We start from the raw sequence: 17,045 nt of genomic DNA, 5'->3' as shown, positions 1-17,045 counted from the left end.
TCCCCCTCCAGGGCCCTCCAGGGGAGGGTAAGAGTTCGAGCTCATTTTCGCTCTACAGCAGCGACACCATCCCGCCGCCGTGGCGTTCGAGCTTGCCGGCGAGCTCGAGCTCCAGCAGCACGGTGCGCACGATCGCAGGCGAGGCGCCAGACATTCGCACGAGGTCGTCGATCGTGACAGGGGCCGGGCCGAGCAGGGCGGTGATCTGGTCGCGATCATGGCTTTGCGGAGATCGCTTTCGAACGGCTCGCTGTCGGGCTCGCCCGCGGGGTGCATCAGCGGCCGCTCCATGATCGGCTGAACCGCGTTGATGATGTCGGCGGCTTCCGTGACGAGCGTTGCGCCCTGCTTGATCAGGTCGTTGGTGCCGGCGGCGCGCGGATCGAGCGGCGAGCCCGGGACGGCGAACACCTCGCGGCCCTGTTCGGCCGCCATGCGTGCTGTGATCAGCGAGCCCGAGCGGTGCGCTGCCTCCACCACGACGACGCCCAGCGAAGCGCCCGAGATCAGTCGGTTGCGACGGGGAAAGTCGCGGGCGCGCGGCTCGTGGCCGAGCGGCATCTCGGAGATCGCCGCGCCCGAATGGTCGAGGATCGCGGCGAGCAGGTCGCCATGCTCGGGCGGATAGATGCAGTCATGGCCGCCGGCGAGCACGGCGATCGTGCCGCTCTCGACGCTGGTGCGATGCGCGGCCTGGTCGACGCCGCGGGCGAGGCCAGATATGACCACGAAGCCGGCTTCGCCGAGCTCGCGCGCGAGCTGGCCGGCGAATTTCAGGCCGGCGCCGGAGGCGTTGCGCGAGCCGACGATCGCGATCATCGGTCGCATCAGGGATTTGGTGTCGCCGCGCACCGCGAGCAGCGGCGGCGCATCGTCGATCATCGCCAGCCGCGCCGGATAGCCGTCCTCGCCGGGCGCACGCCAGGCGATGCCGAACTTGCGGCTCGCGGCGAGCTCGGCCTTCGCTTCATCCGCGCTACAGATCCGCCCCGATCGCGCCGCGCCGCCGCGGCGGGCGAGATCAGGCAGCCGCTCCAGCGCGGCGCGCGGGCTGCCGAAATGATCGACCAGCGAGCGGAAGGTGCGCGGCCCGACATTGTCGGAACGGATCAGCCGCAGGCGGTCGATCCGCTCAGCCTCGGTCAGCTCCACGCTACTGTTGATGGCGTCCACGGCGTCTCCTTGCACGGACAGCATGGAACAACCTGAGGGCGTTGCGCAACAGTGACGTGTGCTTGCACGACCGCGCTGCGATGTTAAAAGCGACCCCAATAAGAAGGATGTTGCCATGATCTCACTTGCCGACCTCCAGCGCCGCATCGAAGCGGGCAAGCTTTCGCCCGATGCCGCCATCGCCCAGTCGCATGCGGCGATCGAGGCCAAGGAGAAGGACGTCCGCGCCTTCGTCCGGCATGACAAATCCGCGAGGGCGCAAGCCTCGGGCCCGCTGCGCGGCATTGCCGTCGGCATCAAGGACATCATCGACACCGCTGATATGCCGACCGAGATGGGCTCGGAGATCTATCGCGGCTGGCAGCCGCGCGCGGACGCGCCCGTGGTGATGATGCTGAAGCGGGCCGGGGCCACCATCATCGGCAAGACCACCACGACTGCATTCGCCTCGAGCGATCCGACCCCGACGCTCAATCCGCACAATCCCGGTCACACGCCGGGCGGCTCGTCCTCGGGTTCGGCGGCGGCCGTCGGCGCCGGCATGATCCCGCTGGCTCTGGGTACCCAGACCGGCGGCTCGGTGATCCGGCCGGCGGCCTATTGCGGCGCTGCCGCGATAAAACCGTCGTTCCGGATGCTGCCGACCATCGGCGTGAAGTGTTATTCGTGGGCACTCGACACGGTCGGCCTGTTCGGCAGCCGCGCGGAAGATCTCGCGCGCGGATTGCTGGCGATCACCGGCCGCACTGAATTCGACGGCATCGGTCCAGCCAAGGCGCCGCGCATCGGCGTGGTCAGGCAGGAGTTTGCCGAAGCCGTGGAGCCGGCGGCAGAGGAGGGCTTGCAGGCTGCGATCAAGGCGGCCGAGAAGGCCGGCGCCCGCGTGCAGACCATCGATCTGCCCGAGGCGGTGCAGGAGGCCTGGCGCATCCATCCCATCATCCAGAACTTCGAGGCGCATCGCGCGCTGGCCTGGGAGTTTTCCGAGCGTCACGACGAGATCGCGCCGCTGCTGCGCGCCAGCCTCGATGAGACGGTCGGACTGACAGCGAAGGAATACGACGATGCGCGCCGCATCGCCCGCCGTGGCCGCCGCGAGCTCGGCGAGCTGTTCGAACGGTTCGACGTGCTGCTGACCTATTCGGCGCCGGGCACAGCGCCGGCCAAGGAGCTCGCCTCGACCGGCTCGCCACGTTACAACCGGCTGTGGACGCTGATGGGTAATCCTTGCGTCAATGTGCCGGTGCTCAAGGTTGGCGGCCTGCCGATCGGCGTGCAGGTGATCGCGCGGTTCGGCAATGATGCTGTCGCGTTGACGTCTGCCTGGTTCCTGGAGGACGCGCTGGCGAAATCAGGCTAGCGCGGGCTCGATGGCTGGCAAGGCGCGATGGGCATCAGTTGCCGTCGCACCTTGCCCGAGCCAGCGCTCGGCGGCTTCGCGGCCGCTCCGATGCAGCAGACGGATGAAGCCGCGGCCGAGATCGGTCGATGAGCGTTGCGCCAGGCCGTCAACGGTGTCTTCAGCCGCGATCCTGGAGAGCCGCAGCGACGGCGCGACATGGGCCTGCGCCCATTCGATCGCGGCGATCTCGGCATTGAGCGCGGCGTTGGCCGCGATCTGGTCGAGCCGGCGGTCGATCGCGGCGAGCGTGATCGGCACGTAGCTGTCGCGCGTCGGCGTGACCTGGACCAGCAGCAGATCCGTTGCCGCCGTCTCCTGCACCAGACGCAGCAGCGGCGGATTGCCGCCAAAGCCGCCGTCCCAATAGGCTTCGCCGTCGATCTCGACGGCGCAGTGAACGAGGGGTGGGCAGGTCGAGGCCAGCGCGACGTCGGCAGTGATGGCCTCGTTGCCAAAAATCTGCTGCTGCCCATCGCGGATCCGCGTCGCCGCGATCAGCAGCTTCGGGCAGCGCGTATCGCGCAGGGCGGAAAAGTTGATGTCGCGGGAGACCGCCTGCCGCAGCGGATCGAGATCGAACGGATCGAACTGGCCGGAGCGCAGCGTCGGGCCGAACGCGACCGAGCTCCCCGCCGGCGAGAAGCCGCCGATCAGCATCAGCGAGCGGAACGAGGCCTCGTGCATCAGCCGCACCCAGAACCGGCTCAGTCGCGACCGGGCGCCTTCGCGGCCGCCTTCGGCCAGGCCGCAAGCGAACAGCAGTGCATTGATGGCGCCGGCGCTGGCGCCGCTGATGGTGTCGATCTCGATATCAGTCTCTTCGAGCAGCCGCTCGAGCACGCCCCAGGTGAAAGCGGCAAAGGTGCCACCGCCCTGCAGCGCCAGCGAAAGTCTGCGCGGCGACCATTGGCCGGAATGCGCCTGCGCGGGTGCGACCGGTGCAGCCTTGGTGATGACGATGTCGAGCGGAATGTCAGATTTAACGGCGGGCTCGGGCTGCGGTGCTTGCCGTGAAACAGGGGCAGGCACGGCCGCGTCGGACCAGATATTGGTCGCCGAGAGCAGCCGGCTTGCTGCAGTGCCGGAAGCACCGAGCGAACCGATCCCGTCATTCGCGCCGACAATCTTCTCGCTCATTCTGAGCAACCGCCTAACGCCGTTTCCCGTGTCAGGATGACAGGCATGGAACCTGTTCGCTACAGCCTGCCGTGCCTAGCAGGACAATTGCGAACAGGATTTGGCATATATTGCGGAAGGGGTGCGGCGGTATCCGTACTTTTTCCGACTTCAGATTCTTGTTTGCCGCGTTTTCTCGGCGCGAACCGGCATCCACTTCGCTCGAAAACGCTCTAGGCCTTCTCGCCGATCCGGCTTTCCTTGCCCGCTTGCAAGCGCTTGATGTTCTCGCGATGCGCGTAGAACAACAGCAGCGTCAGCACTGCTGCCAGCGTCGACAATGCGAGATGACCGAACCACCACAGGAACATCGGCGTGATGAACGCCGCCACCAGCGCCGACAGCGAGGAATAGCGGGTGGTGAAGGCGGTCGCCAGCCAGAGCAGGCAGAACACGACAGCGCCCGGCCAGAACAGCCCGAGCAGGATACCGATATAGACCGCCACGCCCTTGCCGCCTTTGAATTTCAGCCAGACCGGGAAGAGGTGGCCGAGGAACGCACCGAGCCCGGCCACCATCGCGGCATTGGGGCCTGCGATGTAGCCGGCGATCACCACGGCGGCGGTGCCCTTGAGCGCGTCGAACAGCAGGGTGCCCGCCGCGAGGCTCTTGCGTCCGGTGCGCAGCACATTGGTGGCGCCGATGCTGCCGGAGCCGATCGAGCGGATATCCTGGGTGCCCGCGAGCCTGGTCAGGATCAGCCCGAACGGAATCGAGCCGAGGAGATAGCCGATGACGAAGGCTACCGGCAGAAACGGTTCAAGCCCCATGGCGGCTTCTCCAAAGGCCCATTCTCCAGGTCGAACGAATCCGCAGCTCAGACATGCTCATACACCGTTCGTCCGCCGACAATGGTGCGCACCACCCGGCCTGTAAAGCGGGCTTCGTCGAACGGGGTGTTCTTGCAGGGCGACTTGAGGTCGGCGGGATCGACCACCCAGGGCACGTCGGGGTCGATCACGATGACATCGGCCGGGCTGCCAGCGCGCAGAGTTCCGCCCGACAGCCCGAGCAGCTCGGCCGGGCGGGTGGACATCGCGCGGATCAGCGTCTTCAGCTCGATCTCGCCATTATGCACCAGCCGCAGGCCGGCCGGCAGCATGGTCTCGAGCCCGATGGCGCCGGGCGCGGCTTCCGCGAACGGCAGGCGCTTGACCTCGACGTCCTGCGGATTGTGGTCGGACATGATGACATCGAGCAGGCCGGAGCCGATCGCCGCCACCAGGGCGCGGCGGTCGTCCTCGGTGCGCAGCGGCGGCGACAACTTCAGGAACGAACGGTAAGGACCGATGTCGTTCTCGTTCAGCGCCAGATGGTTGATCGAGACCGAGGCGCTGACGGCGAGCCCGGCGTCGCGGGCGCGCTGGAGGATGTCGAGTGAATCGATGCAGCTCACCGACGCCCCGTGGTAGCGGCCGCCGGTGAGGGCGACGAGGCGCAGATCGCGCTCCAGCATCACGGCTTCGGCGGCATTCGGGATGCCCATCAGGCCGAGCCGCGAGGCGAACTCGCCCTCGTTCATCACGCCCTCGCCGACGAGATCGGGATCCTCGGTGAAATGCACGATCAGCGCGTCGAAATCGCGCGCATAGGTCAGCGCGCGGCGCATCACCTGTGCATTGGTCACGCTTCTGGCACCATCGCTGAAAGCGACGGCGCCCGCGGCCTTGAGCAGGCCGAACTCGGTCATCTCCTGGCCGTGCATGCCCTTGGTGAGGGCGGCCATCGGCTGGATGTTGACGATCGCGGTGTCGCGGGCGCGGCGCATCACGAAGTCGACCGTCGCCGAATTGTCGATCACCGGCGAGGTATCGGGCTGACAGATGATGGTGGTGATGCCGCCGGTTGCGGCCGCCTGGCTCGCCGAGGCGAAGGTCTCGCGGTGGCTGAAGCCGGGCTCGCCGACGAAGGCGCGCATGTCGATCAGGCCGGGTGCGACGATCTTGCCGGAGCAATTGACGATGTCGGTGCCCTCGGGGACGCCGGCAGCGCCGATGCCGCGGCGGGTCTCGCGGATGGTGCCGTCGGCGATCAGGACGTCGCCGACCCCGTCGAAATCCCTGGAGGGATCGACGACGCGGGCGTTGGCCAGCAGGATGGGGCGGCGATCGGTCAACATCGGCATCACGCGTTCGGCAGGTTACGGGCGAGCGCTTCCAGCACCGCCATGCGTACGGCCACGCCCATCTCCACCTGCTCGCGGATCAGGGATTGCGCACCATCGGCGACCGCGGTGTCGATTTCGACGCCGCGGTTCATGGGGCCGGGATGCATCACGAGCGCGTCCGGCTTGGCGTAGGCGAGCTTCTTCTGGTCGAGCCCGAAATAATGGAAGTATTCGTTCGACGAGGGCACGAAAGAGCCGTTCATGCGCTCGCGCTGCAGCCGCAGCATCATGACGATGTCGGCGCCGTTGAGACCCTCGCGCATGTCGCGCGCCACCTCGACGCCCATCCGCTCGATGCCCGGCGGCAAGAGCGTGGACGGACCGACGACGCGGACGCGCGCGCCCATCGTGTTGAGCAGGATGATGTTGGAGCGGGCGACGCGCGAATGCAGCACGTCGCCGCAGATCGCGACCACGAGTCCCTCGATCCGGCCCTTGTTGCGGCGGATGGTGAGGGCGTCGAGCAGCGCCTGGGTCGGATGCTCGTGCGCGCCGTCGCCGGCATTGATCACGGAACCGTCGACCTTGCGGGCCAGCAGTTCCACTGCGCCGGAGGCGTGATGGCGCATCACCAGGATGTCCGGGTGCATCGCATTGAGCGTCATCGCGGTGTCGATCAGCGTCTCGCCCTTCTTGATGGACGAGGAGGCGACCGACATGTTCATGACGTCGGCACCCAGCCGCTTGCCGGCGAGCTCGAACGAGGATTGGGTGCGGGTGGAGGCCTCGAAGAAGAGGTTCACCTGCGTCCGCCCGCGCAGGACGGTGCGCTTCTTGTCAACCTGGCGGTTGAGCTCGACATATTCTTCGGACAGGTCGAGGAGGCCGCTGATGTCGGCCGCGGAAAGGCCCTCGATGCCCAGCAAATGCCGGTGGCCGAGGACGAAGGTCGATTTCGATGTCATTAAAAGCAGAGCTATAGGGGCGGACGGCGGGGGGAGCAAGCTTCAAATCCCGCTGCCCGACTTATCCACGGCGCTTTGCGGCGGGGAGGCGCCGCCCCGCCTGTGTTCGGGGCAGCCGCTTTGCGCTAGACTCGTGCCATTCGTTGCGTCACGGGCTGGATCATGACGGGCACGCGGTATTTTAATCGACTGGCGCGCAATGTTGCCGCGCTCGCGACCGCGTGCATGGCTGGCCTCGCGACACCGGCTTGGGCCGAAAAACGCGTCGCACTCGTGATCGGCAACGATCTCTATCCGAACCTGCCGGCCGACCGGCAATTGAAGAAGGCCGCCAATGACGCGACGACCGTGGCCGACGCGCTGAGGTCGCTCGGGTTTGACATCGTGCTCGGGACCAATCTCGGCCGCCAGGGCATGATCGACCGGCTCGCGGATTTCACGGCGCGGCTCGAGCCGGGCGATACCGCCGCATTGTTCTATGCCGGACATGGCGTTGCGATCGCGGGGGTCAACTACCTCGTTCCGAGCGACGTTCCCACCGTCAACGAGGGCGCCGAAGCACGGGTGCGCGGGGCCTCGATCGCCGAGCCCGACGTGATTGCGGAGCTTCAGGCCAAGGCGGTGCGGGTCGCCTTCGTTGTCATCGATGCCTGCCGTGACAATCCGTTTCCGCGCGCTGCGGGCCGTTCGATCGGGAACACGCGCGGGCTCGCTGACGCCCGGCCCGCGCGCGGGATCTTCACGCTCTATTCTGCGGGGATCGGCCAGACCGCGCTCGACCAGCTCAGCAGCAACGATACGGCGCACAACTCGGTGTTCACGCGGATCTTCGTCGAGCAGCTCAAGCGGCCCGAGCTGCATCTGGGCGATCTCGCGGTCGAGGTGCGAGAGCGCGTGGCGGCGCTCGCCCTGACCGCGACGGATGCCGGAGGACAACCGGCACCGCACGAGCAGACGCCCGCCTATTACGATCAGACGCTCGGCGGACGCATCTTTCTTTGGAATGCGGGATCTTCGAACGGGGAGCCCAAAGTGGCGGGCATGCTGCTGAAGCCGCCGGCCAAGCCTGCGGTCGCGGAGCGCGCCACCACGCGTCCGCCGCGTCCCTCCGCGGCAGGCGAAAGCTGTGCCCGCAGCGGCTTCGAGACCTATTGCGTCAGCTCGATGCTGAAGCCGCAATTCGGTAATTCGTACGGCGCAGCGAATTTGTTCGACGCCTCGACAGGGACGGCCTGGGTCGAGGGCGCCTCGGGCAACGGTATCGGCGAATGGATTACCATCGAGTTCGAAACCTTGCGGCGGGTCAAGTCGATCCACGTGCAGAACGGGTACCAGAAGAACCCCGAGATCTTCGCCAAGAACAACAGGGTTCGCCAGATCCGCGTGCTGTTCTCCGGCGGCGAGTCGCGGATATTCATCCTCAACGACGAGCTGTCGGCGCAATTGCTGACATTGCGGACGCCGATTACGGCCTATTGGATGCAATTCATCATAGACGACGTCTGGGCCGGCAACAAATATGCGGACACCGCGATCACGAAGCTTCTGGTCAACTCGGATCCGGTGCAATGATCGCAAGGACCGGAACTGCGGCGCGCGTAGCGCTTGTCGCGCTGCTCGCATTATTGTTTCTCGCCCCCGTGCGGGCGCAGACCTTGCCCGGCGACTTCGTCTATCTGCGCGACATCGACCCCAGCATCATCCAGGACATCCGCTACGCCACGTCGAACAATTTCGTCGGCCGTCCGCTCGCCGGCTACAATGCCGGCGAATGCGTGGTGAAGCGCGAGGTGGGGCTGCGGCTGAAGGCGGTGCAGCAGGAGCTGGCGGCGCAAAATCTCTCGCTCAAGATGTTCGACTGCTACCGGCCGGCGCGGGCCTCGCTCGACATGGTCAAGTGGTCGCAGAACGGCCACGAGACCGCTGCGGAGCGGCGCTACAGCCCGAAGATTGCGAAGACCGAGCTGTTCCGCCTCGGCTACATTGCGAGCCGCTCGCAGCATTCGACCGGTGCGGCGCTCGATCTCACGCTGGTCGATCTCAGGGCGGACAATTCCGCCAAATACGATCCAGCAAGGACCTACGCGGATTGCACGGCGCCGGTCGAGGCGCGGGCGCCGGAGGGCAGCGTCGACATGGGCACAGGCTACGACTGTACCGACGCGAAGGGGCATACCGCCGCAACCTCGATCAATCCGGAGCAGCGTGCCTGGCGCAAGCGGCTGGTGGCTGCGATGGCCAGGCAAGGCTTTGTGAACTATTCGAAGGAGTGGTGGCATTTTTCCCTGCCGGGGGCGGGCGGGGCGGCCTATGATTTCCCGATCCAGCCGCGGCGGAACTGATTCCGCGCCGAGGACGCAAGATGACCCAGCCCACATTCGCGACCCACGAGGTCTTCAACCAGTCGCCGCCATTCGAGGACGTTGATCTTTTCGCCGTCGACCGGCCGCTGATCGAGGCGGTCAGGGCCAATGGCGGCGCGGCGGCGGAGCGTGAGCTCTCCGAGTTCGGCCGGCATTGGGGTTCGGCGGCGATGGCCGATCGCGGGCGCGTGGCGAACGAGAGCACGCCGAAGCTGCGCAGCTTCGATGCCAACGGCAATCGCCGGGACAAGGTCGAGTTTCATCCCGCCTATCACGAGCTGATGGCGCACAGTGCGCATGCCGGCGTGCACAATTCCACCTGGACCGCGGATGGCAAGCCGGCGGGCGCTGGCGCCGAGGTTATTCGCGCCGCAAAGTTCTACATGGCTGCGCAAGTCGAGACCGGCCACCTCTGCCCGATCACGATGACGCGCGCCTCCGTCGGTGCCTTGGCCATGCAGCCCGACTTGCTCGCGCGGGTGATGCCGGTGCTATCGACGAAGAGCTACGACCCGAGCTTTGCGCCGTGGTGGCAGAAGCGCGGCATGACGCTCGGCATGGGCATGACCGAGAAGCAGGGCGGCACCGACGTGCGCGCCAACATGACGCGCGCCGTGCGCGACGGCGACGGCTATCGCATCACCGGCCACAAATGGTTCATGTCGGCGCCGATGTGCGATGCGTTCCTCGTGCTCGCGCAGGCCGAAGGCGGGCTGACCTGTTTCTTCATGCCGCGCTTCGCGCCGGATGGTTCGGTCAACGCCATCCAGTTCCAGCGGTTGAAGGACAAGCTCGGCAACCGCTCCAATGCCTCGTCCGAGGTCGAGTTCGTCGGCGCCTATGCCGAAACGGTCGGCGAGGAGGGCAAGGGCATCCGCACCATCATCCAGATGGTGCAGCTGACGCGACAGGATTGTGCGATCGCCTCCGTCGGCCTGATGCGCTCGGGGCTTGCGCATGCGCTGCACCACGCCCGCCACCGCAGCGTGTTTCAGAAGCATCTGGCCGATCAGCCATTGATGCAGGCCGTGCTGTCGGACATGGCGCTGCACGTGGAGGCGAGCACGGCGCTGGTGATGCGGCTCTGCCGCGCCTTCGACCGCACGCCGCATGACGCGGCGGAGGCCGCCTATATGCGGCTGCTCACGCCCGCGATCAAATACTGGACCTGCAAGAGCGCGCCGCCATTCCTCTTTGAGGCGATGGAGTGCCTCGGCGGCAACGGTTATGTCGAGGACGGCATTCTGGCGCGCCATTATCGCGAGTCGCCGGTCAACGCGATCTGGGAAGGCTCGGGCAACGTGATGTGCCTCGACGTGCTCCGCGCGCTCTCGCGCGAAGGCGAGGCGGCGATGGCGGTGCTACAAGCGCTGGCGGCCGAGACCAAGGGGCTGCCGGGGGCGGGCGAGGCGGTCAGCTTCATCGGCAAGACGTTTCGGCGTGCCGACGGCGAGCGCGTCGCGCGGCTTGCGGTCGAGAAGCTGGCATTGCTGGCTGCGGCCGCGGCGCTCAACGGCGTGTCGCCGCGCCAGGCCGAGCTGTTTGCCGCCACGCGCCTCGCGACCAATCACGCCAGCATGTATGGCGCGGTCGAACTCGACAGCGCCGACGTGCGCGCGCTGCTGGAGCGGGCGCTGCCGTGAAGGGGAACGGTCTTTCCACGGCGTCATGGCCGGGCCTGTCCCGGCCATCCACGTCTTGCTGCGCGGCAAAAAGAACGTGGATGCCCGGGCCTTCGCCTCGCCGAAGCGGCTTCGGCCGCGCAGGCGGGACAAGCCCGGGCATGACGATCGCTCGATAGTTTTGCGTTTTATTAACGAAAGCCTCCTGATGGACTCCCTCAATCCCGATCATCCGCCGCTGACCGAGACGCCAGCGACGCCACGCGTCTGGAAGTTCTGGGGCACGGCGTTGTGGGGCCTCTTCATCTTCGTTGCGATGTTCGTCGGGCAGATCGGTGCCGTCGTTGTGCTGGCGGCGCTGCGTGGTCTTCCCATGGACCTTGCCTCGCTTCAGCTCGTCGGCCGTGAGCCCCAGACGCTCGCGCTCTCGGTGATCATGGGGCTGCCGGCGACGCTTCTTGCGGTCTGGCTCGCCATTCGCATCAAGAAGGCCTCCTTCGTTGATTATCTCGCGCTGCATTGGTCGTCCTGGAAGCAGCTGCTGTTCGGCGCCGTCGGCCTCATCCTGATCGTGCTGCTCTGGGAGACGATGTCGCGCGCGCTCGGCCGCGAGGCGACGCCGGGCTTCATGACCGATCTGTTGAAATCGGGCCGCGACAAGGGAGCGGCGCTGCTGCTGCTGGCCGCATTCGCGGTGGCCGCGCCGATGTCGGAAGAGGTGCTGGCACGAGGCTTCCTCTACCGCGGCTGGTCGGCGAGCTTTTTGCGCGCCCCCGGTGCGATCCTGCTGTCGTCGCTGGTCTGGACGGTGGTCCACCTGCAATACGACATGTACTTCCTCGCCGAAGTCTTCTGCATCGGCCTGTGGTTCGGCTACATGCGCTACCGCTCCGGCTCGCTGTGGCTCACCATCGCGCTGCACGCGCTGAATAATCTGACCGCGGTGGTGCTGACGATGTGGCTGGGGAGCTAGGCCACCAGCGCGATGGCGATCGGCATCGTGATCGCGGCCAGGATCGTCTGCAGCGTGATGATCTGCGCGAGCAGCGGCGCGTCGCCGCCCATCTGGCGGGCCAGCACATAGGCGCTTGGCGAGGTCGGCACTGCCGCGCAGATCGCGACGATCGCAAGGCTGTTGCCGGACAGCCCGAACCAGGCGGCCAGAATCAGCGCGAGCATGGGCATCAGGACCAGCTTGAACGCCACGCCGAGGCCAGCGCCCAGGCTCGGACGCAGCAGGCCCTCGAGCTGCAATCCCGCGCCGGTCACGAGCAGGCCGATGGCGAGCGAGGAGCGGCCGAGCGCGTCCGCCACCTCGTGCCAGATCCTCGGCAGCGGCAGATGGACGATGTTGATGAGAAGCCCGATGGCGCAGGCCCAGATCAGCGGATTGCGGATCACCGTCATGACGATGGCGCGGCCGGACTGCTTCTCGGGCGATGCGTAATGGGCGAGCACCGCGACGCTGAACACGTTGACTAGCGGAATGATCGCGACCATCGCCACCGAAGCCAACGCCAGCCCGACATCGCCGAACATGTTGGCGGAGACGGAGAGGGCGACATAGGTCTGCCAGCGCGTCGCGCCCTGGAAGATCGACGTGAAGGCGGGGCCGTCGATGTCGAGCCGGGACAGGGCCGGGCGCAATGCGAGGCAGAGCAGCGACATCGCCAGCGCCGACAGCAGCAGCGCGCCGCCGACGCCGGCGACCGGAACCTTCGTAAGGTCCGCCTTCACTAGCGTCTGGATCAGCAGCATCGGAAACAGCACGAAATAGGTCAGCCGCTCCAGCCCGTGCCATTGCGTGTCCAGCCGCATCAGGCTGCGCCGGAGCACCACGCCGAGCACGATGAGGATGAAGACCGGCAGCAGCGCCGCGACGACGACGGCCATGGGATCAGCCGGGTCCTTTGCGCAGGTTTGCCAGGCGATCGAGCGCGCCTTGCAGGATGAAGATCGCGGCGTGCTCGTCGATCACCTCGGCGCGCTTGGCGCGGCTGACGTCCATGCCGATCAGCTCGCGCTCGACCGCCGCGGTCGAGAGGCGCTCGTCCCAGAGACCGATGGGCAGCGCGGTCAGGCCGGCCAGATTGCGCGCGAAAGCGCGGGTCGATTGCGCGCGCGGGCCCTCGCTGCCGTCCATGTTGATGGGCAGGCCGAGCACGAAGCCGACCACCTTGCGCTCGGTGGCGATGGCAAGCAGCTTGGCGGCGTCCTGCTTGAACTGCTTGCGCTGGATCGTTTCGACACCGGTGGCCAAGCGGCGGTCGGGGTCTGATACGGCAACGCCAATGGTCTTGGTGCCCAGATCGAGCCCGACCAGCGCACCGCGTTCGGGCCAGTGGGTTGCAGCATCGACCAAGGTGAGGATAAGAGCCGGCATGGACTTAGCGCATATCATGCGTCGCGCTGCGGAGTGAACCCGGAAACATGGATGCGCTGACACTATTCGGCCTGTTCGCCGTCACGGCGATGCTGGTCACTTACGCCCTGGAGGATCGCAGCCGCTGGTTCGTGCTGCTGTTCGCCGCGTCCTGCGCGCTCGGCTCGGCCTACGGTTTCCTTCAGGGCGCCTGGCCGTTCGGCCTGGTCGAGGCAATCTGGTCCCTCGTGGCGCTGCGGCGGTGGTACCTGAAGCCGTAGATCGCCAGAGGGCCGCAAGCAGCGCGCGAAATCGTGATGCACGGCTGCATCGATCAATTGTGGGAAATCTCACACTGGTGAGGTTGCAGACCATGGCATGATGCCGCGTGGTTGCGTGGCAGTAGATATACAGGTCTAAAGTAGTGTCGGGTGCATGCCCGCGATTTCCAGAACGACCGGCAGCGACCGGCAGTCCGCCCGCCGCTGCAACTTGGCGCCAATTTTTTAGGGCGCCGACCCCGTCCAATATTCGCCAGTCATTTGAGAGGTCACGATGCTCATCAAGCCAAGCCTGATCGCGGGCTCAGAAAGGCGATTCAAGCAAGCCGAGTTCTCACCCGAAGCCTTGAACCGGAAATTGGGCGACGGTCCGATCGAGATGTCCGTCGAGAAGATGCGTCTACGCCAGCGCCAGCTGCTGGCCGAGACGCGGGACGTGGAGAAGGCCGAGATTGGCCTGGAGCGGATCATCCAGGGCAACGATCTCGACAGCATCAACTATCTCGCCAAGGGGACCGCCGCCTCGCGCTCGGTCTGCCGCATCCAGGTCAGGGATCTCAAGTCGAACCTGCTCGGCTATGGCTCGGGCTTCCTGATCGGGCCGGGCCTGTTGCTGACGAACCATCACGTCTTCGGCAAGCCGGCCGAGGCCGCCAACTCGATCGCCGATTTCAACTACGAGCTCGACGTCTCCGGGCAGGAGCGCGTGCCGGTGCGGTTCGGCTTCGAGCCGGGCAAGTTCTTCTACACCAACGACAGGCTGGATTTTTCGGTCGTCGCGGTGGCGCCGACCTCGCTGTCAGGCGGGGAGGAGCTCGAGGACTTCGGATGGCTGCCGCTCGGCGGCGCGCCCGGCAAGGCAGACCCCGGCGAGTACCTCACCATCATCCAGCATCCCAGCGGGCAGATGAAGCAGGTCTGCGTCCGTGAGAACAAGCTGCTCAAATATGTCGGCGACTTCCTCTGGTACAACACCGACACGACGGCGGGATCCTCGGGCTCGCCCGCGTTCAACCGCTTCTGGCAAGTGGTCGCGCTGCATCACAGCGGCGTTCCCCGCAAGGATGCGCAGGGCCGCACCCTGAGCAAGGACGGCAAGGTGTGGAAGCCGTCGATGGACGAATCCATGATCGACTGGATCGCCAATGAAGGCATCCGCATCAGCGCGATCGTCGCCGATCTCAGGGTTGCCGTCGGCTCCCATCCGCTGATCAAGCCGGTGCTGGACGAGGAGGAGCCGCCGATCCGGCAAGAGATCGCGAAAGTCCGGGCACCGGCTGCCGCGCCTGTTTTCGGCACCAATGTCTGGGTCGAGCAGTCCCTCGACGGAACCTCGCTGGTGGTCCCGATCCGCGTGCCCTTGCCGATGTTCAAGAAGGACATCCCGTTCGTGCCGCCGGGACCTGTAGGGGGCAACGGAGGGGCCACGAACGGCGGCACGCAGAACGGCGGCACGCCTTTGATCACCCCGCCGGCCGGCCTGCTGCCTCATATCAGTGCGAAAAACGGCCTGCCGATGGAGGCCGTGCACATCGATCAGGGCACGCTGAAATCGCGTCCCGGATACAAGGCGAACTTCCTCGGCAACGGCAAATTCGCGGTGCCCTTGCCGAAGATTCCGGCTTCCCTCAAGTCCAGGATCGCGATGCTCAAGGGAAGCTCCAGGCAGTCCGAGCTGAAGTATTTTAATTACAGCGTGGTCATGAACAAGGAGCGCCGGCTCGCCTTCTTCAGCTGCGTCAACATCGACGGCGGCAAGCAGCAGGACGTTGGCAAGCGAGAGGGTGATTCCTGGCTGCGCGATCCGCGCATCGACGACGATGCCCAGATCGGCGACGAGTTCTACCGCAAGCAGGCCACCTTCGAGGCGGATCGCAGCAAGAACCCGTTCGACCGCGGTCATCTCGTGCGCCGCCTGGATGCGACCTGGGGCGACACCGTCACTGCGGCCAAGCAGCATGGCGACGATTCCTTCCACTTCACCAATTGCTCGCCGCAGTTCTTCTCGTTCAATCAGGGCAAGCAGCTGTGGGCGGGACTGGAGGATTATACGCGCGATGTCCTGCTCGAAGGCGAGGAGAAGGGCATCGTCATGAACGGTCCGGTGTTCGACGGGCCCGACGCCGATGGATCCGATCTGCCCAATCCGGCGGGCCGGCCGCACAAGGATCCGAGCTTCGGCGGCGTCCAAATCCCGAAATATTTCTGGAAGATCCTGATCCGACGCAACGAGGATGACGACGCTCTCAAGGCGGCGGCCTTCCTCATGAGCCAGCGAAAGCAGGTCATGGAGATCGATCGCATCCAGGAGGTGGATCTGCGCGAGCGGATGTCCGAGGAGGATGTCAGCGTCTTCCAGGTCTCGATCGCGGACCTGACGAGGTTGACCAAGCTGGATTTCGGCAATCTCACTGATGCGGATTCGCACGAGGCGACCTCGGTCGGCCCGCGGCGGATCGAGTCCTACGAGGACATTCGACTCTGAGGAGCTCTGTTTCGCCAAGCAGCGAAACCGGCGCGACGTTCGGGTGAGGGCAGCGGTGCGCTCTATCGAGACACTGCAAGACCTCACCCGGCTTCTTTCGCCGGACGCGCGTGTGGCGTCAGCGGATCGCGATCGGGTTGATCATCGCCTGCACGCCGCCGGTCCAGCGCGGCTGGCCCAGCACGAACAGGAATTCATAGCCCTTGTCGCGCGCGAGCGCGGCGGTGTCTATGTTCTCGAGGATGTAGGTCCCGTTCATCGCGAGCAGGATCTGATGCACCTCGAACACGGTCTTGCCTTCGAACGGAAGTACCTCGAGCCCCCACGTGTCGGCGCCGACCGCGACGACGCCCTTGCCGGTCAGGTATTTCGCGCCTTCGACGCCGAGGCCGGGCTCGCCGGCCGAATAGCGCTTGTCGTCCTTGCCGATCAGGCTGAGCCAGCCGGTGTGGAAGATGACGACATCGCCCTGGCGGATCTCGACGTTCTGCTGCTTGGCGGCTTCCTCGATCTCCTTGACATTGAAGGCGGTGCCTTCCTTCACCACGTCGGTCTTGAAATAGGCGGCCATGTCGAGCAGGACGCCGCGGGTGACCATCGGCGGCACCTTCTCGATGCCGAGCTTCTTCAGCCCGTTGGGATCGGCGAAGTCGGCGAGCTTGTTGCCGTTGTAATAGACGTGCTCGATGCCGAGATGGCCGAGGCCGTCGAGCTGGCTGCCGATGCCGACCCAGGTGTCGAGGATGTCGTCATTGTAGGTCGCCTTGTTCGGACCGAGGCCCGGGCTGCCGGCCTGTCCCGGCTGCACGATGGTGAGCTTGAAAGTGCGCGGCGGATAGGCCGGCGTTTGCGATGTGACGGGAATGCCGAGGGCGTAGGTCTTGCCGGTCTTCACAAGCGATGCCGCCTTCACCACGAGCTCGGGCGTCATGTAGTTGGCGGCGCCGATCTCGTCGTTCGGCCCCCATTTCGATTTGGTCCAGTCCTGTGCGCTTGCAGTTCCTGAAATCGCCGACAACGCGGCGACGCAGCACAACACGAGCGTATTGCGCATCAATAGTCCTCCCGATGTTTTCTGCCGATGTTTTGGCTTCGTTGATGGTTTCGCG

Annotated in this window: 14 protein-coding genes and 1 pseudogene; 7 read left to right on the top strand and 8 right to left on the bottom strand. The window is 65.9% G+C overall.

Annotated elements, in window-relative coordinates:
- Nucleotides 1–52 precede the first annotated feature (52 nt).
- Nucleotides 53–1,197 (bottom strand): annotated as a pseudogene (dprA, locus tag N2604_RS25585) (DNA-processing protein DprA).
- Between the two features lie 91 nt (nt 1,198–1,288).
- On the opposite strand from dprA, the gene N2604_RS25580 reads away from it, so the two are divergent.
- Nucleotides 1,289–2,533 (top strand): amidase, encoded by a 1,245-nt coding sequence (locus N2604_RS25580; protein WP_260370922.1) that lies wholly within the window; start codon nt 1,289–1,291, stop codon nt 2,531–2,533.
- Here the strand turns inward: N2604_RS25580 and N2604_RS25575 are convergent.
- The 4 genes from N2604_RS25575 to N2604_RS25560 all read right to left on the bottom strand — a co-directional run bounded on the left by N2604_RS25575 (nt 2,525) and on the right by N2604_RS25560 (nt 6,823).
- The gene (locus N2604_RS25575) at nt 2,525–3,712 is read right to left on the bottom strand and encodes a patatin-like phospholipase family protein (protein ID WP_260370921.1); all 1,188 of its coding nucleotides are present in this window, start codon (nt 3,710–3,712) and stop codon (nt 2,525–2,527) included. The genes N2604_RS25580 and N2604_RS25575 overlap by 9 nt on opposite strands.
- Before the next feature lie 212 nt (nt 3,713–3,924).
- Nucleotides 3,925–4,521, bottom strand: coding sequence for a glycerol-3-phosphate 1-O-acyltransferase PlsY (gene plsY / locus N2604_RS25570; RefSeq protein WP_260370920.1), 597 nt, complete (start codon nt 4,519–4,521; stop codon nt 3,925–3,927).
- Nucleotides 4,522–4,568: 47 nt separating this feature from the next.
- Entirely contained in the window at nt 4,569–5,870 is a 1,302-nt protein-coding gene (locus tag N2604_RS25565) for a dihydroorotase (protein WP_260376308.1), read from the bottom strand.
- A 5-nt stretch (nt 5,871–5,875) separates the two neighbouring features.
- A complete protein-coding gene (locus N2604_RS25560; protein WP_128265307.1) occupies nt 5,876–6,823 on the bottom strand; it encodes an aspartate carbamoyltransferase catalytic subunit in 948 nt (315 codons plus the stop codon).
- A 225-nt stretch (nt 6,824–7,048) separates the two neighbouring features.
- Here N2604_RS25560 and N2604_RS25555 point away from each other — a divergent pair, with 225 nt between their 5' ends.
- The 4 genes from N2604_RS25555 to N2604_RS25540 all read left to right on the top strand — a co-directional run bounded on the left by N2604_RS25555 (nt 7,049) and on the right by N2604_RS25540 (nt 11,781).
- Entirely contained in the window at nt 7,049–8,395 is a 1,347-nt protein-coding gene (locus N2604_RS25555) for an NADase-type glycan-binding domain-containing protein (protein ID WP_260370919.1), read from the top strand.
- Nucleotides 8,392–9,165: a M15 family metallopeptidase gene (locus N2604_RS25550; protein WP_260370918.1), complete on the top strand. Its 774-nt coding sequence runs from the start codon at nt 8,392–8,394 to the stop codon at nt 9,163–9,165. Before N2604_RS25555 ends, N2604_RS25550 begins: the two co-directional genes overlap by 4 nt.
- A 20-nt stretch (nt 9,166–9,185) precedes the next feature.
- The gene (locus N2604_RS25545) at nt 9,186–10,829 is read left to right on the top strand and encodes an acyl-CoA dehydrogenase family protein (RefSeq protein WP_260370916.1); all 1,644 of its coding nucleotides are present in this window, start codon (nt 9,186–9,188) and stop codon (nt 10,827–10,829) included.
- Nucleotides 10,830–11,016: 187 nt separating this feature from the next.
- Nucleotides 11,017–11,781 carry a CPBP family intramembrane glutamic endopeptidase gene (locus N2604_RS25540; protein ID WP_260370915.1) on the top strand — a complete coding sequence of 255 codons (765 nt, stop codon included), beginning with the start codon at nt 11,017–11,019 and terminating at the stop codon, nt 11,779–11,781.
- On the opposite strand, the gene N2604_RS25535 is transcribed toward N2604_RS25540, so the two are convergent.
- On the bottom strand, nt 11,778–12,701 hold the full coding sequence (locus N2604_RS25535; RefSeq protein ID WP_260370914.1) for an AEC family transporter: 924 nt from the start codon (nt 12,699–12,701) through the stop codon (nt 11,778–11,780). The two genes, N2604_RS25540 and N2604_RS25535, sit on opposite strands and share 4 nt — an antisense overlap.
- 4 nt (nt 12,702–12,705) lie before the next feature.
- Nucleotides 12,706–13,191 (bottom strand): Holliday junction resolvase RuvX, encoded by a 486-nt coding sequence (gene ruvX, locus N2604_RS25530; protein ID WP_260370912.1) that lies wholly within the window; start codon nt 13,189–13,191, stop codon nt 12,706–12,708.
- A gap of 47 nt (nt 13,192–13,238) precedes the next feature.
- Here ruvX and N2604_RS25525 point away from each other — a divergent pair, with 47 nt between their 5' ends.
- Together N2604_RS25525 and N2604_RS25520 are read left to right on the top strand one after the other, a co-directional pair.
- Nucleotides 13,239–13,451 carry a hypothetical protein gene (locus N2604_RS25525; RefSeq protein WP_260370911.1) on the top strand — a complete coding sequence of 71 codons (213 nt, stop codon included), beginning with the start codon at nt 13,239–13,241 and terminating at the stop codon, nt 13,449–13,451.
- Nucleotides 13,452–13,797: 346 nt separating this feature from the next.
- Nucleotides 13,798–15,936: a DNA/RNA non-specific endonuclease gene (locus N2604_RS25520; RefSeq protein WP_260370910.1), complete on the top strand. Its 2,139-nt coding sequence runs from the start codon at nt 13,798–13,800 to the stop codon at nt 15,934–15,936.
- A gap of 118 nt (nt 15,937–16,054) precedes the next feature.
- On the opposite strand, the gene N2604_RS25515 is transcribed toward N2604_RS25520, so the two are convergent.
- Nucleotides 16,055–16,990 (bottom strand): cyclase family protein, encoded by a 936-nt coding sequence (locus N2604_RS25515; protein WP_260370909.1) that lies wholly within the window; start codon nt 16,988–16,990, stop codon nt 16,055–16,057.
- Nucleotides 16,991–17,045: the final 55 nt, after the last annotated feature.

The sequence above is a fragment of the Bradyrhizobium sp. CB1015 genome (assembly GCF_025200925.1).
Lineage (GTDB): Bacteria > Pseudomonadota > Alphaproteobacteria > Rhizobiales > Xanthobacteraceae > Bradyrhizobium.
The sequence above is the reverse complement of the archived record's forward strand: the minus strand, read 5'-3'. Positions and strand labels throughout refer to the sequence as shown.